This window comes from Acinetobacter sp. V89_4 (genome assembly GCF_029967875.1).
Taxonomy (GTDB): Bacteria; Pseudomonadota; Gammaproteobacteria; order Pseudomonadales; family Moraxellaceae; genus Acinetobacter; species Acinetobacter oleivorans.
The window spans coordinates 1-24,245 of record NZ_JASCAI010000003.1; the positions used below are offsets into that span (position 1 = coordinate 1).

The following is a 24,245-nucleotide window of genomic DNA, read 5'->3' on the forward strand; positions in this document are numbered from 1 at the left end:
TGAACCTGAACCTGAACCTGAACCTGAACCTGAACCTGAACCTGAACCTGAACCTGAACCTCAGTCTAATCAGGATTTAATGGTATTTGACCCAAATCATCATGAGCTGATTGGGCTTGAGTCAGCAGTTGTTCAAGAGACTGTTAGTGTTCTGGAAGAAGATTTCATTCCGGTACCAGAACAAAAGTTAGTACAAGTTCAGGCAGAAACCCAAGCAAAACAAATTGAACCAGAACCAGCTTTTTCTGCTGAGCCTCAAGGTTTGTTTGAGACATCTAGCCCTGAATTTTCCCTTGATCAAGATGCGCCTATAACTCCTGATTTGTCTTCTGAACCTGTTATTGAACAACAGTCATTTGTACAAGCCGAAGTAATGATTCAAACAGAAACAGTTGCCGTTGTAAAAGAGCCTAGTGCAACTGATAACGGTCAGTTGATGCCTCAAGATATCTTGAAGCTGGCTCCTCAAGCTTTAGAAGGTGAGTGGACACTTGAAAAATGGGAATACTGGTTTAGAAACAGCCAGCTTTCACCAGCCGTCCAAGAACTTGCGCAACATGGTGTAATGACCGGTGAAATTGGCGGCAATACTATTTTCCATATTCCTCAAGAATATGAAAATATGCTGACCCAATTGCAGCAAGGCCTTATTGATGCATTAAATGAGCAATGGCCGAATACTCAATTTACAGTTGAATATGGTGCTTTGAATACATCTACACCATATACCATTCAAAGTGCGCGTAAAGAAAAAGCCTTTCACAGAGCCGCTGAGCTATTACAGCAACAGCCAGTCATTAAGAGTTTGATAGAAACTTTTGATGGCGAACTACAAAATATTCAATTAAAGCCTTAAATTTAACTGAGTTTTGATCTGGTGCAGAATATGAAAATAATAGAATTTTCATATTTTTCACTGGATTGAAATATTTGGGTCATGTCACTGTCATTGTACTTTTCTATGTTAGCCATTTTAGATTTTAAATGGATTGAACATAGCAATGAAAAGGCAATGCACTGGAATAAATTGTTTCAAATATTCATATTTTTTATTAATCGGCGCGATTCTGCTGAGTGGTTGTAACGACTCAGCAAATGATAATTCAAATACACCAGAAACAGGTAAAAAGCCTGTAATGCGCTGTGCTCCATAAACTTAAATAATAAAAAGAACCTGATCATGATTACACGTCGTAAATTTTTAAACTATTCTTTAAATATGGGTTTTGGTGCTGCGGCATTGGCAGCTTTCCCATCTAGTATTCAAAAAGCTTTAGCAATTCCTGCAAACAATAAAACTGGCACCATTCAGGATGTCGAACACGTTATTATTTTAATGCAGGAAAACCGATCTTTTGATCATTACTTTGGAACGTTAAAAGGTGTTCGAGGTTTTGCTGACCGTTTTACAATTCCTCTACCAAGTGGTCGCCGTGTCTGGGAGCAGCTTAGAAGTAATGGGCAAGTTTTAACGCCTTTTCACTTAGATGGTACAGCCAATAATGCGCAGCGTGCAGATGGTACGCCACATACGTGGAATGACAGTCAGCTGGCTTGGGACAATGGGCGTATGGCGAATTGGCCAGCCCATAAAACTGATATATCCATGGGTTATTTTAAAGAAAAAGAAATTCCATATCAGTTTGCACTTGCGAACGCCTTTACGATTTGTGATGCCTACCATTGCTCTATGCACACCGGAACAGATGCAAACCGCTCTTTTCATTTAACGGGTACAAATGGGGCGACACCGACCAAGCGTTCATTTGTAAACAATGAGTGGGACTGGATTGATGGTAACCCTGCTACGGCAGATCGCGGTTACACGTGGAAGACTTATGCTGAGCGTTTAGAAGAAGCAGGGGTAAACTGGATTTGTTATCAAAATATGCCAGATGAATGGGGCGATAACATGCTTGGGGCATTTCGTACGTTCAGAAAAGCTAATATTGCATCTGGTTATCCTGTTGCAAGCGGTGGTGAACCAAACAAACCGTACGCTGATACAGGACAAAAACTACCATACAAAGCCTATGATGCTGCGACCGATAATGCCAAAAATCCACTCTATAAAGGCATTGCAAATACATTGCCGGGCAATAAACCTGAAGAATATCTCGATGCTTTTAAACGCGACATTCGTGAAGGTAAGTTACCTCAAGTGTCTTGGATTAATGCGCCATCGATTTATTGTGAACATCCAGACCCTTCAAGCCCTGTCCAAGGCGCTTGGTTTATTCAAGAAATTATTGATGCTTTAACAGCTGTGCCAGAGGTTTGGAGTAAAACAGCACTCATTATCAATTTCGATGAAAATGATGGTTACTTTGACCACGTACCGTCACCATCAGCGCCATCTCGTCTCAAAAATGGCCAGTACGCAGGCAAATCGACATTAAGCAGTGCCGATATGCAGGATGAGTATTTTGATCATGCTGCGCCTGAAGGAAGCCATTCTCAGCCTACACCTGATGGACGCGTTTATGGTCCGGGCCCTCGTGTTCCGTTATATGTGATTTCCCCATGGAGCCGTGGTGGCTGGGTGAACTCGCAAGTGTTTGACCATACTTCTATGCTTATGTTTTTAGAAAAACGTTTCGGTGTAAAAGAGCCGAATATCAGTCCATACCGCCGTGCAGTGTGTGGTGATTTAACCAGTGCATTTAACTTTAAAACACCAAATGCAGATGTTTTACCGCAGCTGAATGGTAAACAAACACGTTTGCAGGCCGATGAGCTAAGAAAAAATCAAGAAGCTTTACCAGCTGTTCCTGTACCAACGGATATTAAGTTCCCGATTCAACAGAGTGGCATACGTCTGTCGCGTGCGCTACCTTACGAACTGCACACCAGCGCGCGCTGTAAAGCCGATGGTAAAGTGCAATTGATTTTCTCTAATACAGGTCATCAAGCGGCGGTTTTCCATGTGTATGACAAACTTAATCTAGACCTTATTCCAAAGCGTTATATTGTCGAGCCGAATAAAACTCTAGATGACGAATGGGATGCTTTAAAAGATAACTTGGGCCGTTACGACTTATGGGTACTTGGCCCAAATGGCTACCATCGTCATTTTAAAGGCGATACTCAACGTATTGTTGATAGTGGCGTTAAACCTGAAATTCGAGTGTGCTATGACATTGCTAACGGTGATGTTTACGTAGAACTCATGAATGAAGGAACCAAGGACGCACTTTTGACGGTAAAACCTTGTGCATATCGACAAGATGCGCCGTTACAATTTACCGTAAAAGCGGGGCAGGTTGTTAAGCAACACTGGACTTTGGCTGACGTGGGACATTGGTATGATTTTGAAATCACGAGTCAGAGTGATCCGTACTATTACCGACGTTTTGCGGGCCGAGTTGAAACGGGTGAAGATTCTTTTAGTGATCCTGCAATGATGTAAGTTTAGGTGGGCAAAAAGAACAGATCATTTTCTTTTGCCCCATTTTTTATAATAAATAACTTTTTAAAGCTTCACGAACTGACTCAGAAATTGGAACAGTCTTACGCGTTTCGCGATCAACAAACACATGCACAAAATGCCCTTGAGCTGAGGCTTGATCTTGACCTTGTTTAAAGATTGCCAATTCATAACGTAGTGAAGTCGTACCAATTTTACCAATCGCCACACCTACCTGAATAATTTCTGGAAATGATAACTCTTGTAAAAAGCTACAAGCTGAATCAACCACTAACCCAATTGACTTTGCTTCATGAATATCAAAACCTGTTTTCTGAATGAGCAATGCATTGGCTGCTGTATCGAAGTAGCTATAGTAAGTCACATTATTCACATGACCATAGATGTCATTATCTGCCCAACGCGTTTGAATATCTAAAAAGAACTTAAATTGATCTCGGTTTTTTAAAACGGGTTTAGTCATTAATGAATCGCCTGATAAATTGCTAAAGCAGCGGCTTCTGTCATGTCACGTGGGTTATTTTGTAGCAAGCGAGTTTGTAACATGGCATCTTGTGCAAGCCGAGGTAAGCTCGACTCATCAATACCCAAATCTCTAAGTTTTAAAGTTAAACCACTACGGTCCAAGTGGTTCTGCATATGGTCAATAAACAGATCACACAAGCCATCAGTGCTCCCATTGCTATATGGATCGAGCCATTGCATAAGCTCTGCATAGTATTTTTTTGCATTGGGCGCATTAAATTTTAATACTTCAACTAACACTAAGGCATTGGTATGTCCATGTGACAAATGAAAATGACCGCCCAGTGGGTAAGCTAAAGCATGTACAGCGGCAACAGGTGAGTTTGCAAACGCTTGACCTGCGAGCATTGAGCCGAACAGCATGTTCTGACGTGCTTCTAAATCATTACCATCTTTAAGAACTTTCGGTAAGTTATGGTTTAGTAGCTTCAAAGCATTCTTAGCTAAAATATCGGTGTATATATTCTTCTTGTGTTTAGAGGTATATGCCTCAATAGCATGCACCATCGCATCGATACCTGTTGCAGCGGTAATATGTGTTGGAAGGTTTTGAGTAAAAGTAGCATCAAGAATTGCTGTATCGGCATATAGTACTGGAGAGACAATCCCCATTTTTGTTGTCTCGCCAGTAGTCACAATTGAAATAGGCGTTACTTCTGAACCTGTACCAGCTGTCGTTGGAATCAAAATAAGTGGTAGGCGAGCTGTTGTTATTTGGTTTACGCCATACATGTCTTGCAAACTTTGAGTTTGGTTGGGGTGGGCGAGTAAAGCAATTACTTTTGCAACATCTAAAGAACTGCCACCACCAAAACCAATAATGGCATCTACATTTTGCTGTTTTGCATAATTGGCTGCATCTAAAATAACTTGTTCTGGTGGGTCAGCCTGAACATCTGCATAAATGACATATTCAATATTGAGGGTATCTAAAATTTGAAGAATGGGCCGGTGTAGTTGATTTTTGATCATGCCTGCATCTGTGACTAGCAATAACTTACGGTAAGCTTTTGAAGACAAAACATTCTGTAATTCTTGTATAGAGCCTAAGCCAGAGATGATATTTCGAACGGTTTGAAATTGAAAATGGCTCATATACATTATTTCCTTATTTTTGAAAATTATTGTTGAACGGTTCTATAAGATTCAATCTTCAAATAACTTAGCATAAGACACCTTAAAATAAAGTAGTTCTGAGGCGATTATGTTGAGTGTTATATGAGATAAGCACTATTTTCATGTGGTCAGATTCAGATGATAGACGGAGATCATGCAAGTAATTTAAAAGATCATCGAAAGGTGGGCTTTTTGTTATTTATAGGGTTCTGTAGATTTTCCTGAAGGCTGCTAATTCATATAATGTCTTAACAATTTATAATTTTATTCGGTTCAAAAAGTGAAAATTTCTAAAACTTTACTTCGTGTTATTGGATGCACTTGCTTCATGCTGAGCTCTGGAGTAATGGCTAAAAATAGCTCTAGCGTCTATTCACCAAAAAAGGGTGTAATTTGTGATAAATATATTTGTGCTGACAAGAAGGGTGTATCTAAAAAACTTACAGCCAAATACTTGGGAACTCACAAAGCCAACAGAGCATTCTCTCAAGGCGATTTTGATACATCAGCATTTACACTCTCAAATGGTGTGTTCTGTGATACCAAGACAAAACTATGTCATGTCGATCGATATTTTGAGAATGGGCATCGTAGCAAAATTGATAGAACTATGACTGATAAACTTTTTAAATAAATACTGTTCTATTCTTGGAGTAATATAAATTTTTCATCTGGACCAGTGAAAAAAATATTATTCCCCATTAAGTGAACTGAACCTATTGGGGAATATGTTTTACTTTTTTGATTTCAAGCTTAGAGCTTTTTTCTCTATGAAATTCCAACTTAATAAACTAAGTAGAATCGTAATAGTAAATACGCTAATAAATGAAAATAAATTTCCTTGTAATCCTAAAGTTACAAGAGTATTGACTACTAACATATGATAAATATAAATTCCATACGATATGTCTTGCCTCTTTAATAATCTTTCACTTAAAGAGTTAAATGAGAATGCAAATGATAAAGTGGTAATACTAAGAAAAATTACTGATATAAAGTTGAAAACATTAATAATATGATATGAGTTTATTTGATAGCCTAAAAAATTTCCAAAAATATTAAAGTAAATAATATAAGCACTTATCCATACTAAAAATTTGTTTTCAATTATTATTTTTAATTTATTCCAATAAAAGTAGAAAAAAGATCCTACTAAGAAATTAAATAAGTAAGGTAATATACTAACACCACTTAATTTTGAGAGCGTACCAATATTAATGTTGGAAAAATATATATTTGCACATACCGAAGTTAAAAAGAAAAAGAAGAGCACATAAGATCCTTTTACTCTTTTCATTAGGAAATAAATTATTGGCACTAAAATGTAGAATTGTACCTCTACGGCGATAGTCCAAAGACTCCCATTTGGTGTTCCAACTCCCCAAAAACGTAGTATTTCTGGTGTGTAAAACTGAAAAAAACTCATTTGTGCTGCTAACCAAATATAAAAACTAGTTTGGTTAATTAAGCTTCTAGTAGAAAATAAAAATAACAAAAGAATAGTAATTAATAAGCAAATATATAATGCAGGATAAAGCCTTAATATTCTGTTGGTAACATATTTATTCAAATTTGGATTTCTATCAAAAGCCCAAAAAATTAAAAAACCGCTTACAGTAAAAAAGATAGGTACTCCAGGAAAATATTGAATAAATTTTTCAAAAAAATTTTTTAGAAATTCATTGTTAATTTTTAAATGAAAAAAACCATGCATAAAGACAACTTGTAAAGCTGCTACTAGCCTAATTAAATCAAAATTATTGACTCGGGGAATTAGCGATTTTTCTGTCATAGGGGGCAGTGATTTAAAATTTTTTGAATTGTATCAACAAGAGAGAATGTTAGAAATGACTAAATTTAAAGATATTGTTGAAGAAATTTTAAGATTGATTGGTAGACCTTACGATCATCTAAAGTGTTTTAATGGTATGTAGATGATTATGGTACTTTAACCTGTTTTGTGAAGTTTGTGATAAAGTAGAGCTCATAGATAATTGGTTTTATTTATCTTATTGATTAAGTTGAGAAAATATAATTTTAGTGATGTATCATTCATAACCCTTTGTCATTGAATAGCCCTAGGTCCATTTATTACTATTTCATCAAGATTTAATAATTCGAAATGAAAACATGAGAAATTAAATAAGTTGCTGTATAGCAAGCTTTTCTCTTGAGGAGGCGTAAATAATAGATTGCTAATTAGATCTCGACATAAAAATAAATAAAATATAAAAAGTTATTCCTTATTTCTGCGAGGAATGAGTTTCAGTTCCAGATTATTAAGATCTATGACTTGATTAGATGAATCAACAAGCTTTAATTTGAGTTGATCATCTGAATTCTTCTTAAAAACTTTCACAACATCTTTATCTGCTTCAATAAAATTACTACCAGATTCAAGCATAGCAAGCAAAACAATATTTAGACTTTTACCTTTTTTGGTGAGTAAGTATTCTTTACGCTCTCGTACACCCACTTCTTTATAAATTGATAGTTCAAATATTTCTAATTGAATGAGGTGTTTTAGACGATTAGATAAAATTTGCTTCGATATACCTGTATTTTCTAGAAAATCATTAAATTTCGTTACGCCGTAAAAAGCTTCTCTCAACAATAGGATCGTCCAACTATCGTTCAATATCTCAGCAATTTTGAAGATTCCACATACATCTACTGAAAATCTATGATCTGGAATAATATTTGACATTCTAGGGAGCTCCAATTAACATGAGTCTATAATTTAGACCTAGACTTAATTCAGGTAGCATTATGCCATTTATAAATATACAAACTATAGAGGGTTTACTAGATAAAGATAGTAAAGCCGAGCTTTTTAAACGAATAACAGATTTATTTGTAGAGATAGAAGGAAAGGGAAATCCAGCTTTTCAAGAGCATGTCTGGATTCGAATTGATGAACATCCACCTGAACAGTGGCAATTAGGTAGCTTAAGGCCAACGAAGGAAATGATTGAGTTAATTAGTAACGTTAAATGATTGTTTTGGGCCTTTTACTAAAGCTGTATTAGAAAATCATAAGTTGTACATTAAGTAGTTGCTATTCTTTTTTAGGATTTAAAGCTCATATAATTATTAATAATGTGAGTATCTACTTTGTTGTAAAAGCTCTCTTCGGAGGGCTTTATTGTTTTATTCAAAATTAGAAGGTCAGCTACTTTATCGACTGATTTATCAACTTTTAATCTATTGATAAACATTATTTTCCTTTTCAAGCCATGTGAGTTTTGACAAAATGCAACACGTCACAATGGTCAATTCGATTCTGACAATCATTGATAGTTTTGTCAGGGTTTTACATGCTCCATATTTATTTCTATTTAATTCAAATGTTTGGAAGTAGTTTCTAATGGAAACACAATATAAGGTGTTATGCGTCTGTTTAGGAAACATTTGCCGTTCTCCCACGGCTGAAGTAGTTTTCAGACATTATTGTGATGCACATCAACTTAATGTCATTGTCGATTCAGCTGGAACGAGTAATTATCATCCAAATAAAGCACCTGATCAGCGTAGTCAGCTGCACGCTAAAAAAAGAGGTTATGACTTATCATCTTTACGTGCAAGGCAGCTTTCAACTCAAGACTTTTTAGAGTTTGATTTGATTTTAGCAATGGATCATCAAAACTTTGATGATATTCATGACATGCTACAAAGCGCTATTTTTCAATTTGGTAGCCATCAAATTCGAGCAAAAGTAGCTTTAATGAGTGAGCATGATCCTCAATATCTGCAACAAGCCTTACCTGATCCATATTATGGCGGTGCTGATGGCTTCGAGCGCGTACTTGACCAATGCGAGTCTAGTAGTTTGGCGTGGATTAATATTTTAAAAAAACAATTGAATGTTTAAGAATAGGTTTTTCAACACAATGCAAATTCAAAATCAGGTACAGCTTAAGCCATTCAATACATTAAGTTTAGATGCAACAGCTTCACATTACACAAAAGTCGGTAATATTCTGGATATTGAAGAAGCTTTGGATTTTGCTAAGCAGCATCATTTAAATGTACTTGTGTTATCGGGCGGTAGTAACATGTTGTTGCCGCAGCAGATCAATGCCTTAGTGATTCATCTTGATATTCAAGGAATTGAAGTTTTATCAAATGATCATGATTTCGTTCGGGTTAAAGTGGGTGCAGGGCAGGTTTGGCATGATTTCGTTTTATATAGCACTCAGCAAAATTGGTTTGGTTTGCAGAATTTAGCGCTTATTCCAGGCTTAGTAGGTGCTTCACCCGTACAAAACATTGGTGCTTATGGAGTAGAGGTCGGTGAGTTTATTGAGTCTGTACAAGTGTATGACCGTAAATTGAAAGAAACTCAGTCAATTTTAGCTGCTGACTGCCATTTCACTTACCGCCATAGTATTTTTAAAGATGATCCGAACCGTTACATCATCACACATGTCACTTTTAAATTACTTAAACAGCCAAATTTAAAACTTAACTATGGTGATTTGAAGCAAGCAGTTGGAGACAATCAGACTGCTGAAAACTTACAAAATCAAGTGATCCATATTCGCCAAAGTAAACTTCCCGATCCAAAAGAATATCCAAATGTAGGTAGTTTCTTTAAAAATCCGATTGTTAATCCTCAAGATTTTGAACGTCTAATCACACAATTCTCAACAATTCCACATTATCCTCAAGCCAGTGGAAACGTTAAAATTGCAGCAGGATGGTTAATCGATCAGGCGGGTTGGAAAGGGAAGCAACTCGATATGGTAGGGATGTTTCATAAACAGGCATTAGTTTTGGTGAATTATGCCAATGCATCTCTTACTGATGTAAAGAAAACTTATCAGGCTGTACAACATGATGTTGATCAGCGTTTCCATATTATGTTAGAACCAGAGCCTGTGCTTTATAACAGTTTAGGTTTAATTGAAAATCATACGGAATAGTTTTATGCCAAAAGTACACTTAATGGTACGTTTAGTACAAGTAGTCACCGTGCTATTTGTACTATTAGGCTGTTTCGTGGTTTTTTTATATTCGCCGTTTTATTCAAAATTAATTGTAGCTGGACTTAATTATTTTGTACCGGTCGATGTGAATCAAGTCGCCGCTGAAAGTCAGAGACAAGCTGCATTAAGTGAACATGATAATTTAGAGCCGGGTTCAAATCTATGGATTGCTCGTCAAGCGTATTTAAAGCTGACTGAAAAAGCTTTACGTGAAAAAAAGACAACAGATCTGACCTATCTTCAAGAAAACTATAAGGCTTTGCAGCAAATTATTCTTTTAGAAGAAAAGGAACAAGATTCAGAGGCAGCCGCTTCTGTAACGGTTCCTTTAGTAGTGAAAAATTCAGAAATTGATGCTGCTGATGAAGCAAGTAGCCCAATTGATGAAGCACTCTTTATTAATAGTTCAGAAAATAAGGCCCTTACAGAGCAATATACCGAGTTTTTAGCAAGAAAACCTGTAGTGCCAGAAAATCAAAAAGCTGTTAGCGAACCTGAACAGAAAATCGAGTATGTTCGTAAAAATCCTTTACCAGCTCCAGCTAAAAAGTTATCACAACCTTATGCAATTGTTGTTTTAGGTGGTGGTTTGACGCTTGATAAAAATGGAAAAGATATTGTAGTTAATGGCTATACACGCTTGAGACTAGAAAAAACTTTAGAAGTTGAAAAACAAAATCAGCTTCCTATTGTACTGAGCGGTGTTGAAGCGCCTTATATGCAAGCTTGGTTAAAAGAGCGTGGTGTTGATGCAAAGTTACTAGAAAAACGTAGTATGAATACTTGTGAGAATACAAGATTTAGTTCTCTACTACTTCAGAAAAAGGGTGGAGCACCGACGGTCATGTTGGTTACAGATGAATACCATATGCCGCGTACTCGCCGACTATTTGCTTTAAATGGTATAGAAACCATTCCTGTTGTGGCTCCAATGCCAACACCACTGACACGCTGGCAACCAAGTGTGCAAAATTACGATCATAGCCGTCGTGCAAATTATGAATTACTTGCGACAATTCGCGACATGTTGTTTGGCTCAAGTGATTGTCGAGAGGTACCTTAATGTCAGATATCCCATTTCTCAATCCTGCCGTATTAAAACAATTAGATTTGCCGGTTCCTAACCGTGATCTTACGCCACAGGTTTTAAGTCCACTTAATTTAAATACATTAGAAGAACCGTCTCGAGATTTACTGGCTTACCGTAAGTTGTATGGTTTGCATTTACTTGACTGTGATCATTGGCAGGGCTATGTTCAAATGCCTTTGTTCCGATTACATGTGCAAGTTTTCAAGCCTAAAATAGAAAAAGTACAAGGTACTGTCTGCTTATTACATGGCTATCTTGAGCATAGTGGTATTTATCAGCCCATTATTCGTGAAATTCTTGAACAAGGCTTTAGTGTCATTACCTATGACTTACCAGGGCATGGTTTAAGTAATGGCTCACCAGCAAGTATTCAAAATTTTGATCACTATCAACAAGTTCTGATGGCTGTTTATCAATATGTAAAACATGCAGATCAGTTACCAAAACCTTGGGTAGGAATTGGACAAAGTACGGGTGGCGCAATCTGGATGCATCACTTATTGGAATATGCTGAAAAACGCCAAGATCCGATTGTAGATAGAGTCTTGTTACTTTCTCCTTTGATTCGTCCTGCAAAAACAGCATGGTGGCATAACCCAGTTGGATTGGGCATTATTCGCCGTATTAAGCGCCAAGTACCAAGACACTTTAGACGTAATAATCATAATCCTGAATTTTTACGTTTCATTCGTTTAAAAGATCCTTTGCAACCTCGAATGATGGGCATGGACTGGATTTTGGCAATGTCTAAATGGATGCAAGAAATGGAAGAGCGGCCAGCTTGTCGTATTCCTGTCTGGCTTGCACAAGGTGCTCTCGATCAGACAGTTGATTGGCGTTACAACATTGAATTTATTCGTCGCAAATTTAGGTTGCAAACGTTATTAATGCTAGAAGAAGGATCTCATCAATTAATTAATGAGCGTGCGGATATACGTGCAGCTTTAACGGGATTGATTCCAGCATTTTTACATGCGAAGCCAAAACATTTTTATTATTAAAAAATAATGCATCTATCCAAAAAAAATTGGATAGATGCATGAGTTAATTTTTGTACTTTATTTTGAATTTTGATAAAGCTGCATAAAGTTTTTATAAACCGAAGACTGCTTTTGTGGACTATACATATTGCGTTCGATTGTTCCCTTATCCGTTTTTATCAAAACGTTTACATTTTGAGCACTTTTAAACTCTTGCAAGAATTTACTTGGAATAACAAAGAACGTTGTAGAATGTTTAGGAACTAATCGGCTCACATTCGTTTTTTCAGTTGATTGAGCAGGTTGATAGTTAAATCGTTTCCCATCAATATCAAATGTTAACTCGTTAATATCATAAAAGTTATAACTACTACTTAAATGAACATCTACACGAAGCTGATCTTTTTGATTCTCGTTCCATTTCACGAGCAAGCTTGGGCATAGTTCAGTTGGTGAGCAGTTTAGCTGACCCGCTGTCTTTACCTCTTTAGGGGCTGTTGTACTAACCTGTGTGGTGCTACAAGCCGCTGTAAGTAGACATGAACCCAATAAGAGTAGAGATTTCTTCATCATATAAATTCCAAGAGAGTATGCTTAATATTATTTATGTTAAGTGTAGTAAATTTTGACATAAATTAACGCATAGATGGGCTTAAAAATACAAATGGTTTTGCAATTTTAAAAGAAGAAGTGGCATCACCTGCATATATATGGCTTTGATCGGGGCCTAAATCTAGTCTACGTGTTTTACCATCTTTAAAATTAATCTTTTTCAAATCAACCCAAAATACATTTGGTGATAGTGCTGACTCGAAAAAGTAAAGCATTTGTTTATGATCGGCTACAGTTCGCCAGCGAGTTGAAGAGATATTCGGTTCTTCTTGAGTATTTAGTCCATAGGGAACAGACGCATTTCGAATGACACTAAATACAGAGGCTTGAGCTTGTTTACTATCATCATTTTTAGGAATTGCATTGATGTAAAAAGATGCACGTGCAAAGCGATCGGATGCTCGATTTGTACCGGGGAGCATGATCGTTCCACCAATTTGTTTCCAATATTCGGCAAGTGCAAGTTGTTTATCGAAAGTAGGTGAGTTAGTCATGACTTGATAGCTGCGGCTATGGTGAATCACTTGTTTTCCACCAATATATTCAATAATTGCGCTATCACCTGTTTTGTCAGAAATAGATAAATGTAGGGTAGTGAGGCGTGTTTCGCCTGGGACATTATCGGTCACAATCGTGTAAGGTTCTTTTTCTAATGCTTTAACGGCTTCATCGACAGTTGCGAAATTATCGAGTACATATTGAGCCCATGCCGCAATACTAAGTAAAGGCTTATTCGTTTTTTTCACATCTGGATATTGAGACTCCACTAACCATAAAATGTTAGCAACCAAGCCAGCTTCATTCATTCCATCTGTTGTGGAAACTTCATAGCCTGTGGCAATTACACTTCCATATTTAGACGTCCATTTTATTGAATTGGAGCCTGCACTACCGTCACGACTAACCCCGCTTGGCATAATCCACAAATTTGTACCCGTATCAACTTTCCAGTCCATTGAGCGAGCAGTAATAATATGTTGGTTATTGCCTAAATATACGGCACGTGTACAAGCAACAGCATAGCTACTTAAACCTACTGCTAGTGCGACAAAAGAAGAGATGAATGTTTTTTTCAACATGATGAGATACCTTCTTGTTATAAGCATTAAAAAATTTTTATTAAATAAAATTAAATTGTGTACGTTATTTATACTTTTATATTAAGTGAAAAATCTATTAAAGACAAATTAAAAGGGGAATGAAATTTGAGGGGAAATCACATATTCAATTCAAATGTGGAAGAGCATCACACTCTAAATGTAATGCTCAACATATCAAGTTAATATAAATTAAAAGTGATTAGCATCTGCCATATTCCACATCCGATAATAAAAATTATCATCGTCATTATTAAGTTCAGACTGTAAAAGTTCGCCTTCTTTTAAGAAAAAATGCAATTGAGCATAGTTCTTAATTTCACGGTCGTTTACTCGCTGAGCCAAATGGTGAGCTTTAATATCAGAAGGGTGACGTAAACCAGCCGCAGCAATCATTTCTGATAATGCATGCAATGTATTTTTATGAAAATTAAATACTCGTTCTGATTTAGTTGGTACATCAATTGCTTTTTGACGGTCTTTATCTTGGGTTGCAACACCTACAGGACACTGGTTAGTGTGACAGCTTTGTGCCTGAATACATCCAACAGCAAACATGAAACCACGTGCTGAATTAACCCAATCTGCACCTAGAGCAAAAGTACTGGCAATATCGAAGGCACTAATGATTTTACCACTCGCACCAATCTTAACTTGATCTCTTAGTCCTGCACCCACAAGGGTGTTATGAACAAAACGTAAGCCTTCACGTAATGGAGTACCAATATTGTCGCTAAACTCAATTGGCGCTGCGCCTGTACCACCTTCAGATCCATCAACAACTATAAAGTCAGGAACAATTTTTGTTTCTAACATTGCTTTAACAATACTCATGAATTGCCAAGGCTGACCAATACACAGTTTAAAACCAACTGGTTTACCTCCAGATAATGTGCGCAATTTCTGTAAGAAATGCATCATTTCAATAGGAGTAGAAAAACTAGAATGCTTTGCAGGAGAAATACAGTCATGATCGCGAGAAACACCACGGATTTGAGCAATTTCTGCGGTAATTTTATGTTTAGGTAAAATTCCACCATGACCTGGTTTTGCACCTTGGGAAAGCTTCAGCTCAATCATCTTAATCTGTGGTAATTGAGATTGCTTGGCAAACTTTTGCTCGTCAAATTTCCCATCTAAAGTACGACAGCCAAAATAACCGCTGGCAATTTGCCAAACAATATCACCGCCATTTTCCAGATGATAAGGGCTTAAACTACCTTCGCCAGTATCATGATAGAACCCGCCTAACTGCGCACCTTTATTTAACGCACGAATCGCGTTGGCACTTAAACTACCAAAGCTCATGGCAGAGATGTTCATAATTGATGCACTATACGGTTGAAGGCATTGAGCATTACCCACCTGAATACGAAAGCTCTTTGGATCTGCTGGTGGACAAGGGCTTATTGAATGGACAATGAATCGATAATTTTCTTGATAAACGTCAATGATTGAACCAAATGGTTTATCTGCATTTTCATTTTTAGCACGCTGATAAACTAGACTTCTTTGCATACGAGAAAAAGGTAGAGCATCTTGATCCGCTTCAATAAAGTATTGGCGAATTTCTGGACGTATATCTTCAAACAAAAAACGGAAATGCCCCATAATTGGATAGTTTCTTAGAATTGAATGTTTATTCTGCAAAACATCGTAAAGGCCTAATAAACTTAGTGCACCAGTAAGCACCCATAACCCGTTAAGGAGAGTATCAGAAATAAAATAATAGATACTATGAGGGGTGTATACGGTTCGAAACCAGGTGATGCTCAGTGCAGTAAAAATACATAAGAACCAGAGAGAATGGCGCGAAAAGAATGTATTGAGAAATTTATGTCGAATGATTTGTGCTGGACTCGCCATATTGGAACAAATTCCTAATGTTTTACTGGTACATACCTTGCCAATAAGTAAGTGAAACTACAAGTGTGGAATTGTTAGTTTCAAGAGAAAACAAACAGTACAGCTGTGGTTCACTCAATTTAGAAATAGATTTTAAAAAAAGTATTTAAGCGATTATTAATATCTAATTTGGAGGTTTAAGAGATTAAATAAATTATCAAATACTTAATTATTAAATTGATATATTTTATAAATTTTTAGCTGTAATAAAGAATATTTCTATTAAGTATTTTCATTGAAAGGGATGTGGATTAATTGGATTTAACTTTAGATTTAATTAATAATAAATTTTTTATTTGTATATTTTTTGATTTAATTAATGTTGTCCTAATTAATTATTTTTTGCTAATATAAATAAATTGAAATATTTTTTTAATACACATTACTACAACTATATAAGATTCTAAAAAATCATTTAAGGACTGAAATGAATTGGAAACTATTAATCTACTCCGTTTTGCTCACAGAGGTTTTTTTCTTAACTTTAATGTTCTATCTAGGTTTTGATCTAGATACTTTCAAAAAAGTCGCTCTAGTACAAAGTATATTAGTTGCTGCAACTATAATATTCGATTCTATGGAAAGAAAGAATAATCCTATCTTTCCTGGATTTATCGTTTATCCCTTACTGGGTATTTCTTTTGTTTTTGGGTTTACGCCTATTTTAGATTTCTTTGCAGAAAGACCTAAAGGATTCCATAGCTGGGACATTAAAAATATTTTAGTAATTGGGTCGCAAAGTGCAGATTATCAATTTAGGGAGTTAGCTTGGTATGGTAAAGCCTATATACAGTTAGGTTTTGCTATGGGAGGTGGTTTTATTGGCTTGATCTTTCATTTAATTTTTAGAAATAGTTAAGCTAACAGGGCCTTCTTCTTTTAGAGGAAAACTGTGTAATTTCTTAAAAATCTTAGAAATATCGATAAGTTACTTAGATTTCTTATTCATAAAATATTCTTTTCTTATTCATTTAAAATATATAGAACAATCAGTAGCTTACTTTTTGTTCATACTTTTTTTACCAAAAATTAAAAAAATATAAAATACTAAAAGTGATGGTAAACTTTAACTAATGAAAATCTATACTTTTTTTAGTAAAACTAACAAAAGTTAGATAAAAGTATCGAAAATCGTTATAAAAAGCATGATAAACCATAAAAATTTTTATAATTGAGAAATTCATCAGAAGTTGAATTATTAATTGATATTTAGAATGAAAGTTATGTTAGTGTTTTTGTTGTTTTTTTGTATTATGCGCCGTAAGTAGAGTAAAAAAATAACGCTTTGAAAAAACAATCAGAAAAGCTAGTGATTGTGATGGGGAAGGCTAGTTTTTACATCTATTAATTTTATTGGCGTAATGTAAAAAGGTTTTAACCATGAAAAAGTCTCTCATTTTATCATTAATTACTTTGGGTTTAATGTCTATCAATGCGGCAAATGCTGCAACTGCAACAGGTACTTTGACTGTTAAAGCAACAATTACAAATAGCTGTGTATTGAATACTTCAGCTACAGGTACAACAGCTAACGCAGTTTTAGATTTTGGTACTTTAAGTTCTCTTGCGAGCAACGTAGATGCAGACACCACAACGACAGGTGGTACTGCAATTAAAGTTTTATGTAACAACACTGTGCCATGGACTTTAGCTTTTGATGCTGGCAAAAATGCTCAAACGACTCAACGTCGTATGATTGGTGGTGCAACTAGCAACGAATATATTCCTTACAACCTTTTCTCTGACACTAACCGTGCAACAGCAATTGGTATTGCAACTACTGCTTATAGCGGTACTGGTACTGGTGCGCCACAAACAGTTAACGTCTATGGTCGTATTCCTGCTGGCTCAACTTTACCGAGTGCTGGTAGCTATGTTGACACAGTAACAGTAACAGTGACTTACTAATTTTTAATAAGTTTTATTGTGTCATTGCTAGCTCTTGATTTAGAGAGCTAGCCTAATTTGAGAAAAGTCGTTCTGGGCAAATCATGAGAAAAAATATCTTTGTTACTACAAGTTTATTGTTATTTTTGCCTAGTATGCTGAATGCTGCATCAATTCGTCTTTCGCCTGTAAGTGTTGAAATATTAAGCGATCAATCGGCTTCTTCAATTAGTTTATATAACCAGTCAAATGAAAGTAGTGATTTGCAGGTACGTGTATTTGAATGGCGCCAAAATGCTGGGCAAGATCAATTAATACCTACAGATGAGATCGCGGTTAGTCCACCATTTTTAAAATTACAACCTAATGATTCTTATAACTTACGTGTAGTTAGAATTAATCCAGTACCAGTTTCTGGTGAGCAAACCTATCGTATTATTATTGATGAACTACCAAAACCGATTGATAACCGTAAAGTGGACCAGGGAATTAATGTACTACTACGTTCGTCATTGCCTTTATTTGTAGTCAATAAAGATGCAATTACTAAACTTACTTGGTCAATACAACAAGAGCAAAATAATTCCTCTCTTATAATTAATAATGTTGGAAATCGACATGCACTTTTAAGCAATTTAACGCTTGTTGATACAACAGCGAATAAAAGCTATGCCATTAAAGTAAATACGGTGAATGGTTATATTCTTGCTGGTAAAGCAAGAAATTTTAATATTAGCCCTGATTTTAAATTTCAAACGGATCATAAATATAATATTTCATTGAATATTAACGGTAAGCAAACATCTCTTTAAAGAGGCACACATGAAATATCTCGTAAGTGCCTTATGTGTTATGTACTTGCCGATTCATGCTTTTGCGGAATCATTGCAAGATAGCACCAATGCTGCTTTACCAAGTATTCCGGAAGTTACAAACTCTTCTCATCAGGTATTCATTTCTGATAAGGCGTATACACAGCTTTTCTTAAAGATTTCTATTAATTCGAGTATTTCAACAGATTTGATCTCGGTGCGCCAAGATCAAGATAGAAAGCTGTATATCCGTTCTCGTGACTTGAAAGTTTTAAGGGTGAAAATGGATGAGCAGACTCCTGATAACCAATGGGTGTGTATTGATGAACTAAAAGGAATCCGTTTTAAATATCTAGAGAATGAGCAGGCTCTAAATTTACAAGTTCCGTCGAACATGTTGACGGATTATTCAGTTGACTTAAATGGCCAGCAGATTACTAGCCCTCATTTGCTAAAAATGAAGCCCTTAAACGCAGCTATTCTGAACTATAGTTTGTATAACACCATAACCAATGACGAGAATGTTTTCTCAGGTTCGGCAGAAGGAATCTTTAACAGCGCAATTGGTAACTTTTCTTCGGGCGTTTTATACAACGGTAGTAATGAAAATAGCTATAGCCATGAAAAATGGGTGCGCTTAGAGAGCAAGTGGCAGTACGTAGACCCTGAAAAAATCAGGATATATACCTTAGGGGATTTTATTTCCAATAGTTCTGACTGGGGTAGCAGTGTACGTCTGGCGGGTTTCCAGTGGTCGAGTGCTTATACTCAACGAGGTGATATTGTTACCTCGGCGCTACCACAATTTTCCGGTTCAGCAGCACTTCCGTCAACACTAGATTTATACGTTAACCAGCAAAAGATTTATTCAGGGCTTGTGCCTTCAGGTCCATTTGACATTAAGCAGCTCCCGTTTATTTCAGGCAATGAAGTGACTCTTGTGACTACCGATGCAACGGGTCAGCAGAGCATTACAAAACAGGCTTACTATTTTTCATCCAAAATTCTGGCAAAAGGCATTAATGAATTCTCAGTAGATGTGGGTGTTCCACGCTATAACTACGGACTGTTTTCAAACGATTATGATAATGCCACTTTTGCTTCGGGAGCGATTCGATACGGTTACAGCAACTCACTGACCTTAAGTGGTGGTGCAGAGGCTTCAACAGATGGTTTATCAAATCTCGGCACGGGTTTTGCCAAGAATCTATTTGGCTTTGGGGTGATTAATGCTGACATCGCAGCGAGCCAGTATAAAGATGAAAACGGTTATTCTGCTCTAGTCGGTTTAGAAGGGCGTATTAGTAAAAATATTTCGTTTAATACCAGTTATCGTAAGGTATTTGATAATTACTTTGACCTTGCCCGTGTGTCTCAAGTTCGATATTTAAAAGATAACCAGATGACTTCTGAGCCGCAGAACTACCTGAGCTACAGTGCACTGGCAGATGAGATTTTTAGGGCAGGAATGAGCTATAACTTTTACGAAGGGTATAGCGCCTATCTGGGTTATAACCAGATCAAATATAGCGACAACTCTTACAAGTTAGTGTCTGCCAATTTAAGCGGAAGCCTGAACAAAAACTGGGGCTTTTATGCATCAGCTTATAAAGATTATGAAAACCAAAAAGACTATGGTATTTACTTTGCGCTGCGCTATACACCATCTAGCCGAGTCAATGCGATTACAAGTATTTCTAATGAAAGTGGTAAAACAACCTATAGACAAGAAATAAATGGATTTAGCGATCCACAAATCGGTGCATTTGGATGGGGAGGCTATGTTGAGCGTGATCAGGATGCGAATCAAAACAATGCATCGGTCTATGCCTCTTACCGTGCTCGTGCAGCTTACCTGACAGGTCGATACAATCGAATTGGGGATAACGACCAAGTTGCAGTTTCAGCGACAGGATCATTGGTTGCAGCAGCAGGACGAGTCTTTGCAGCCAATGAAATTGGAGATGGCTACGCAGTCGTAACCAATGCTGGGCCACAAAGCCAAATTTTAAATGGTGGGGTAAATTTAGGAGCAACTGATGGAACCGGTCGATTCTTAATTGCAAATTTAAGACCTTATCAGCTTCATCATATCTATCTAGATCCATCATATTTACCTTTAGAGTGGGATGTTAAATCCACTAACCAAACAGCATTTGTAGGTTATCGCCAAGGAGCTTTGATTGACTTCGGCGCTCATCAGGTCATTTCTGGATTAGTGAAACTTGTTGATGCCAACAATTCACCTTTATTACCGGGTTATACGGTTCGAATTAATGAGCAACAAAATGGTGTAGTTGGCTACGATGGTGAAGTATTTATTCAAAACCTATTAAAACAAAACAAGCTTGAAGTCGATCTTTTGGATCATGGCTCATGCCAAGTTAATTTTGCGTATGAAAATAAGCAATACAGTGCTAAAAAATTGGGGCCTTATGTATGTCGATAACTACTGCGAGTCATAGTTTTTGGATGAAGAGTGAAAAGTTTTCATTGGCCATAAAGTATATTTTAGCACCTGTTCTGTTTTTTATATTATATGCATTTTTTAGCTCTGCACATGCGGCTTGTACGGTAACAGGAACAACTAATAGTACGTATACTTATACGGCTGCCACTATTAATAGTGACGCAAACATTAACTTCTCTGGCACAATTAGCTGTCTTGGAGGGCGTACTACTCCTGAAATTTCAGGTTATATGTGTATGAAAACCGTATTTACGGGAACCACAAATACTAATAACAGCATTTCATTACCTTATACGGTCACTGCAACTGTAGGTGGGGCTGGATCTTCTACCACCAACCAAACCTCAAATGTATGGTATGGTCCAGTGAGAACGGTCGCTTCAAATAATATTATTAGTTACTCGGTAAATGTGAAAGTCCCAGCCCGCACAGGGTCTCTTATTGCCTATCCTAAAGGGACATATACGGGTACAGTTCAGCTTTTTTGGGATATGCAAGCAAGCTCTAGTACTGTCTGTGAAGGAAATAGTGGTGGAGGATGGGACTCAGGCAATACCACGATCACTGCTAATTATGTTGTACCGAGTTTGTGCCAATTAGATTCCACATCAAATGTTGATTTTGGTAATATCAATGATATTGGTACGGCGAGTCGTGATTATACTGCGCAAGGAGCTATAAATTCGACCTGTAATTATGGAACGCCGTATAGCATTTATTTGGGTGATGGAATTAACCGTATTGCTGGCGGTTTTAGGCGTATGACAAATGGTAGTAGTCAATATATCCCTTACCAGCTATATCAGGAATCAACTTATGGTACGGTGTGGGACACCACTGGTGGTGTAACCGCAGTTGGAGGTTCTGGAGGTGTTTCTAAAACAGGCTCAGGCAGTGCCCAAAGTACAAATGTCTATGGGAAAATTCCGCAGGGTACAGCTATTTCAACAACCCCTGGTAATTACTCAGATACGATAGTTGTTACAGTAACCTATTAATAATCTGTTGGAATTTGATATTGAGTCTGTTTTTATATTGGCTTGCTCATGCGAATAGTCATGAGATTTAGATTTGATTTTTTAATTGTTCTAATTTGAAGATGGTGTAAAAGCTTTTAAAGAAAAGATAGACGTAAAAAGGTGATCAACGGTAATGTTGTTTTAGAATAAGTAAAAATAGAAAAAGGCAAATTAAAAAAATAAGAAAAAACATCTGATGAATAAATACCTTATGAATATTAAATGTATTTTTACACAAGTTAACAGATTGTACAAATTAAATTACAGTTGTCTTATATTCATTTAGTCTTTCTTATCAATAAAAAAAGCTTTTAGAGGCGAAATTGGTTATTAATAATTTAGTTATTTGTATTGGAAACAAAGTGTTAAAATTGCACGGTTGGGATGTTTTGAATATACAATGATCTCGAATTTTAACCTATTGAAACTACTAAGGTTTACAACTTGTTCCAACCACTTACAATCCAAACCAGACTCGGCGGATTCTACTTTTTTTACTATTCCATTGTTGGTACGTTCATGCCTTATTGGAATTTATATCTTCAAGATCAAGGGTTTAATTATCAAGAAATTGGTGTTTTATCATCAATTGCGATTGTAACTCGTTTTTTTGCGCCTTTAGTGTGGGGATGGGTTGCCGACAAATCTGGTAAGCGAATGCTGTTAGTGCGGCTGGCCACTTGGATGGAATCATGTATATGGTTAGCTATTTTTATAGTACCAAATACGTTTCAATCCATAGCTTTACTCATGCTTATTTTTAGCTTCTTCCAAAATGCTATTTTAGCTCAATTTGAAGGGGTTACTTTATTTTGGTTGGGTGATCAAAAAGCTAAACTTTATGGCAAAATTCGTAAGTGGGGATCTGTTGGATTTATTGTCGGTGTTTTTGTTATTGGTGCACTTCTGGAAATAGTACCTATTTCGCTGCTTCCAATTTTATTATTAATTATTGCTTCATTAGCATTTATTTGGTCTTTTACCATTCGAGAACCGGATGGTGCGCCTACTTCACAGAAAAAGTTAGAGCCTTTACTTCCTGTATTAAAGCGCCCAACAGTAGCTGCATTTTTCACAATTGAATTTATTTTACTTTTTTCACATGCACCTTTTTATAGTTTTTATAGTAACTTTCTGAAATCTTTGAATTTCAGTACGACTGAAATTGGATTTTTATGGGCAATGGGGGTTTTTGCTGAAATTTTTATGTTTTCAATTGCCTCAAAGATTTTTCAACGTTTTTCGTGGCGTAGTTTAGTCGTTGTGTGTCTGCTAGTGACGAGCATACGTTGGATGCTTGTTGCACTATTTTCACATTACTTTGTTGGTCAGCTTTTTGCACAGTGTTTGCATGCTTTTAGTTTTGGTTTATTTCACTTAATTGCAATGAGAGTTATTTTTCAAAACTTTTCTGCTGGACAGCAAGGGCGTGGACAAGCTCTTTACAGTACCATGTGGGGGCTGGGTGTAGCTTTTGGTAGTGTGCTGGCTGGGCATTTCTGGAAAATTCTTTCTGGTGAACTCATTTTTATGTGTGCCAGCGTGGTTGTACTGTTAGGTTTGTGCTTTGTAATGTGGCTTCCGAAACAAGTCAATTCTTCAGCTGCCTAAGCTTGAGATAATATAAAACAAAGAATTTATATTGAAGAAAGCAAGTAAATATAAAATTGTTTGATGACTTGTTGTAGCACGTTACAGTTGAAAAATATTGTTTTTATATGGTTATGGAGCAGTGATTTTGTCAAAAAATATGCTAACTTAACTTCATGCGTTTAATGATTAATAAATCTATGAAAAATATTTATATTATTGGATTATTGTGGGCTTGTTCTGGTTTAGCTGTGGCAGAAACGGCTACTCAACAGCCAGCCGAACAACCCGCTCGGACTGCAAGTAATCCTAATGCTATACGTATTGTTACGCGTCCTGAAATTATGGGATTATGGGGAATGGAAATTCCAAATAATAAGAAATGTGTAGAATATTATAACTTCCGTAGTAGTAATGATGTTGTGATCAAAAGTGGTCAAGAATGGTCATATGGCTTATATGAATATCAACCATCTGATGACCCTAAAGAGCAGTTAGCTGCTTTAGTAATGCAAATTAAATTTGATAATAATAAAGTAGATTGTTCAGGTCAGAAACAAGATCAAACAGGTGATGTTTCTCAGTATTTTGTACAGTGGAAAAATGACCATACTATCAACTTCTGTTCAACCGCTAAGGGTGAGCAGTGTTTTGCGACTTTACGTAGAGTCCTACCATAAAGTAATGGATATAAAAAAAGCCTCTTACGTATAAGAGGCTTTTTTTA

21 protein-coding genes and 1 pseudogene are annotated in these 24,245 nt (G+C 36.4%); 15 read left to right on the forward strand and 7 right to left on the reverse strand.

What is annotated here, in order from left to right; all coding sequences use genetic code 11:
• Window positions 1–856, forward strand: a pseudogene (locus QLG01_RS02130) (DNA polymerase III subunit gamma/tau); the annotation flags it as partial.
• 324 nt (window positions 857–1,180) lie between these two features.
• Window positions 1,181–3,409, forward strand: a complete 2,229-nt coding sequence (locus tag QLG01_RS02135; RefSeq protein ID WP_282495724.1) for a phospholipase C, phosphocholine-specific — start codon at window positions 1,181–1,183, stop codon at window positions 3,407–3,409.
• A gap of 46 nt (window positions 3,410–3,455) precedes the next feature.
• Here QLG01_RS02135 and QLG01_RS02140 read toward each other — a convergent pair whose 3' ends face one another.
• Window positions 3,456–3,890, reverse strand: coding sequence for a thioesterase family protein (locus tag QLG01_RS02140; RefSeq protein WP_031983137.1), 435 nt, complete (start codon window positions 3,888–3,890; stop codon window positions 3,456–3,458).
• Window positions 3,890–5,047 (reverse strand): iron-containing alcohol dehydrogenase, encoded by a 1,158-nt coding sequence (locus QLG01_RS02145; RefSeq protein ID WP_282495725.1) that lies wholly within the window; start codon window positions 5,045–5,047, stop codon window positions 3,890–3,892. Before QLG01_RS02145 ends, QLG01_RS02140 begins: the two co-directional genes overlap by 1 nt.
• A 349-nt stretch (window positions 5,048–5,396) precedes the next feature.
• On the opposite strand from QLG01_RS02145, the gene QLG01_RS02150 reads away from it, so the two are divergent.
• Complete coding sequence (locus tag QLG01_RS02150; protein ID WP_282495726.1) at window positions 5,397–5,702, forward strand: YcgJ family protein; 306 nt, start codon at window positions 5,397–5,399, stop codon at window positions 5,700–5,702.
• Between the two features lie 99 nt (window positions 5,703–5,801).
• On the opposite strand, the gene QLG01_RS02155 is transcribed toward QLG01_RS02150, so the two are convergent.
• Window positions 5,802–6,860, reverse strand: a complete 1,059-nt coding sequence (locus QLG01_RS02155) for an acyltransferase (RefSeq protein ID WP_282495727.1) — start codon at window positions 6,858–6,860, stop codon at window positions 5,802–5,804.
• A gap of 444 nt (window positions 6,861–7,304) precedes the next feature.
• On the reverse strand, window positions 7,305–7,775 hold the full coding sequence (locus QLG01_RS02160; RefSeq protein WP_282495728.1) for a helix-turn-helix domain-containing protein: 471 nt from the start codon (window positions 7,773–7,775) through the stop codon (window positions 7,305–7,307).
• 62 nt (window positions 7,776–7,837) lie between these two features.
• Here QLG01_RS02160 and QLG01_RS02165 point away from each other — a divergent pair, with 62 nt between their 5' ends.
• From QLG01_RS02165 to QLG01_RS02185, 5 genes are all read left to right on the forward strand, one after another.
• On the forward strand, window positions 7,838–8,065 hold the full coding sequence (locus QLG01_RS02165) for a tautomerase family protein (RefSeq protein ID WP_111854160.1): 228 nt from the start codon (window positions 7,838–7,840) through the stop codon (window positions 8,063–8,065).
• A gap of 370 nt (window positions 8,066–8,435) precedes the next feature.
• Window positions 8,436–8,939, forward strand: a complete 504-nt coding sequence (locus tag QLG01_RS02170) for a low molecular weight protein-tyrosine-phosphatase (protein ID WP_282495729.1) — start codon at window positions 8,436–8,438, stop codon at window positions 8,937–8,939.
• 19 nt (window positions 8,940–8,958) lie between these two features.
• Entirely contained in the window at window positions 8,959–9,993 is a 1,035-nt protein-coding gene (murB, locus tag QLG01_RS02175) for a UDP-N-acetylmuramate dehydrogenase (protein WP_252059285.1), read from the forward strand.
• 4 nt (window positions 9,994–9,997) lie between these two features.
• On the forward strand, window positions 9,998–11,119 hold the full coding sequence (locus QLG01_RS02180) for a YdcF family protein (protein ID WP_282495730.1): 1,122 nt from the start codon (window positions 9,998–10,000) through the stop codon (window positions 11,117–11,119).
• Entirely contained in the window at window positions 11,119–12,147 is a 1,029-nt protein-coding gene (locus QLG01_RS02185; RefSeq protein ID WP_282495731.1) for an alpha/beta hydrolase, read from the forward strand. Before QLG01_RS02180 ends, QLG01_RS02185 begins: the two co-directional genes overlap by 1 nt.
• Window positions 12,148–12,204: 57 nt before the next feature.
• On the opposite strand, the gene QLG01_RS02190 is transcribed toward QLG01_RS02185, so the two are convergent.
• The 3 genes from QLG01_RS02190 to QLG01_RS02200 all read right to left on the reverse strand — a co-directional run bounded on the left by QLG01_RS02190 (window position 12,205) and on the right by QLG01_RS02200 (window position 15,701).
• Window positions 12,205–12,699: a hypothetical protein gene (locus QLG01_RS02190; protein ID WP_151989195.1), complete on the reverse strand. Its 495-nt coding sequence runs from the start codon at window positions 12,697–12,699 to the stop codon at window positions 12,205–12,207.
• Between the two features lie 62 nt (window positions 12,700–12,761).
• Window positions 12,762–13,817 carry a linear amide C-N hydrolase gene (locus tag QLG01_RS02195; RefSeq protein WP_005306411.1) on the reverse strand — a complete coding sequence of 352 codons (1,056 nt, stop codon included), beginning with the start codon at window positions 13,815–13,817 and terminating at the stop codon, window positions 12,762–12,764.
• A gap of 210 nt (window positions 13,818–14,027) precedes the next feature.
• Window positions 14,028–15,701 carry an FMN-binding glutamate synthase family protein gene (locus QLG01_RS02200; protein WP_004791750.1) on the reverse strand — a complete coding sequence of 558 codons (1,674 nt, stop codon included), beginning with the start codon at window positions 15,699–15,701 and terminating at the stop codon, window positions 14,028–14,030.
• Window positions 15,702–16,167: 466 nt separating this feature from the next.
• Between QLG01_RS02200 and QLG01_RS02205 the strand changes: the two genes are divergently transcribed.
• From QLG01_RS02205 to QLG01_RS02235, 7 genes are all read left to right on the forward strand, one after another.
• Window positions 16,168–16,599 (forward strand): hypothetical protein, encoded by a 432-nt coding sequence (locus QLG01_RS02205; protein ID WP_282495732.1) that lies wholly within the window; start codon window positions 16,168–16,170, stop codon window positions 16,597–16,599.
• Between the two features lie 521 nt (window positions 16,600–17,120).
• Window positions 17,121–17,648, forward strand: coding sequence for a spore coat U domain-containing protein (locus QLG01_RS02210; RefSeq protein WP_282495733.1), 528 nt, complete (start codon window positions 17,121–17,123; stop codon window positions 17,646–17,648).
• Between the two features lie 83 nt (window positions 17,649–17,731).
• The gene (locus QLG01_RS02215; protein ID WP_282495734.1) at window positions 17,732–18,439 is read left to right on the forward strand and encodes a fimbria/pilus periplasmic chaperone; all 708 of its coding nucleotides are present in this window, start codon (window positions 17,732–17,734) and stop codon (window positions 18,437–18,439) included.
• Window positions 18,440–18,479: 40 nt separating this feature from the next.
• Window positions 18,480–20,888, forward strand: a complete 2,409-nt coding sequence (locus tag QLG01_RS02220; RefSeq protein WP_282495744.1) for a fimbria/pilus outer membrane usher protein — start codon at window positions 18,480–18,482, stop codon at window positions 20,886–20,888.
• 23 nt (window positions 20,889–20,911) lie between these two features.
• Entirely contained in the window at window positions 20,912–21,907 is a 996-nt protein-coding gene (locus QLG01_RS02225) for a spore coat U domain-containing protein (protein ID WP_282495745.1), read from the forward strand.
• Between the two features lie 465 nt (window positions 21,908–22,372).
• Window positions 22,373–23,539, forward strand: coding sequence for an MFS transporter (locus tag QLG01_RS02230; protein WP_282495735.1), 1,167 nt, complete (start codon window positions 22,373–22,375; stop codon window positions 23,537–23,539).
• Between the two features lie 155 nt (window positions 23,540–23,694).
• Window positions 23,695–24,198, forward strand: a complete 504-nt coding sequence (locus QLG01_RS02235) for a hypothetical protein (protein WP_282495736.1) — start codon at window positions 23,695–23,697, stop codon at window positions 24,196–24,198.
• The last annotated feature ends 47 nt before the right edge of the window (window positions 24,199–24,245 follow it).

Coding starts and splice junctions, on each gene's coding strand:
- QLG01_RS02135 (WP_282495724.1), top strand. CDS start 1,181: ATGATTACACGTCGTAAATTTTTAAACTATTCTTTAAATATGGGTTTT.
- QLG01_RS02140 (WP_031983137.1), bottom strand. CDS start 3,890: ATGACTAAACCCGTTTTAAAAAACCGAGATCAATTTAAGTTCTTTTTA.
- QLG01_RS02145 (WP_282495725.1), bottom strand. CDS start 5,047: ATGAGCCATTTTCAATTTCAAACCGTTCGAAATATCATCTCTGGCTTA.
- QLG01_RS02150 (WP_282495726.1), top strand. CDS start 5,397: ATGCTGAGCTCTGGAGTAATGGCTAAAAATAGCTCTAGCGTCTATTCA.
- QLG01_RS02155 (WP_282495727.1), bottom strand. CDS start 6,860: ATGACAGAAAAATCGCTAATTCCCCGAGTCAATAATTTTGATTTAATT.
- QLG01_RS02160 (WP_282495728.1), bottom strand. CDS start 7,775: ATGTCAAATATTATTCCAGATCATAGATTTTCAGTAGATGTATGTGGA.
- QLG01_RS02165 (WP_111854160.1), top strand. CDS start 7,838: ATGCCATTTATAAATATACAAACTATAGAGGGTTTACTAGATAAAGAT.
- QLG01_RS02170 (WP_282495729.1), top strand. CDS start 8,436: ATGGAAACACAATATAAGGTGTTATGCGTCTGTTTAGGAAACATTTGC.
- murB (WP_252059285.1), top strand. CDS start 8,959: ATGCAAATTCAAAATCAGGTACAGCTTAAGCCATTCAATACATTAAGT.
- QLG01_RS02180 (WP_282495730.1), top strand. CDS start 9,998: ATGCCAAAAGTACACTTAATGGTACGTTTAGTACAAGTAGTCACCGTG.
- QLG01_RS02185 (WP_282495731.1), top strand. CDS start 11,119: ATGTCAGATATCCCATTTCTCAATCCTGCCGTATTAAAACAATTAGAT.
- QLG01_RS02190 (WP_151989195.1), bottom strand. CDS start 12,699: ATGATGAAGAAATCTCTACTCTTATTGGGTTCATGTCTACTTACAGCG.
- QLG01_RS02195 (WP_005306411.1), bottom strand. CDS start 13,817: ATGTTGAAAAAAACATTCATCTCTTCTTTTGTCGCACTAGCAGTAGGT.
- QLG01_RS02200 (WP_004791750.1), bottom strand. CDS start 15,701: ATGGCGAGTCCAGCACAAATCATTCGACATAAATTTCTCAATACATTC.
- QLG01_RS02205 (WP_282495732.1), top strand. CDS start 16,168: ATGAATTGGAAACTATTAATCTACTCCGTTTTGCTCACAGAGGTTTTT.
- QLG01_RS02210 (WP_282495733.1), top strand. CDS start 17,121: ATGAAAAAGTCTCTCATTTTATCATTAATTACTTTGGGTTTAATGTCT.
- QLG01_RS02215 (WP_282495734.1), top strand. CDS start 17,732: ATGAGAAAAAATATCTTTGTTACTACAAGTTTATTGTTATTTTTGCCT.
- QLG01_RS02220 (WP_282495744.1), top strand. CDS start 18,480: ATGTACTTGCCGATTCATGCTTTTGCGGAATCATTGCAAGATAGCACC.
- QLG01_RS02225 (WP_282495745.1), top strand. CDS start 20,912: ATGAAGAGTGAAAAGTTTTCATTGGCCATAAAGTATATTTTAGCACCT.
- QLG01_RS02235 (WP_282495736.1), top strand. CDS start 23,695: ATGCGTTTAATGATTAATAAATCTATGAAAAATATTTATATTATTGGA.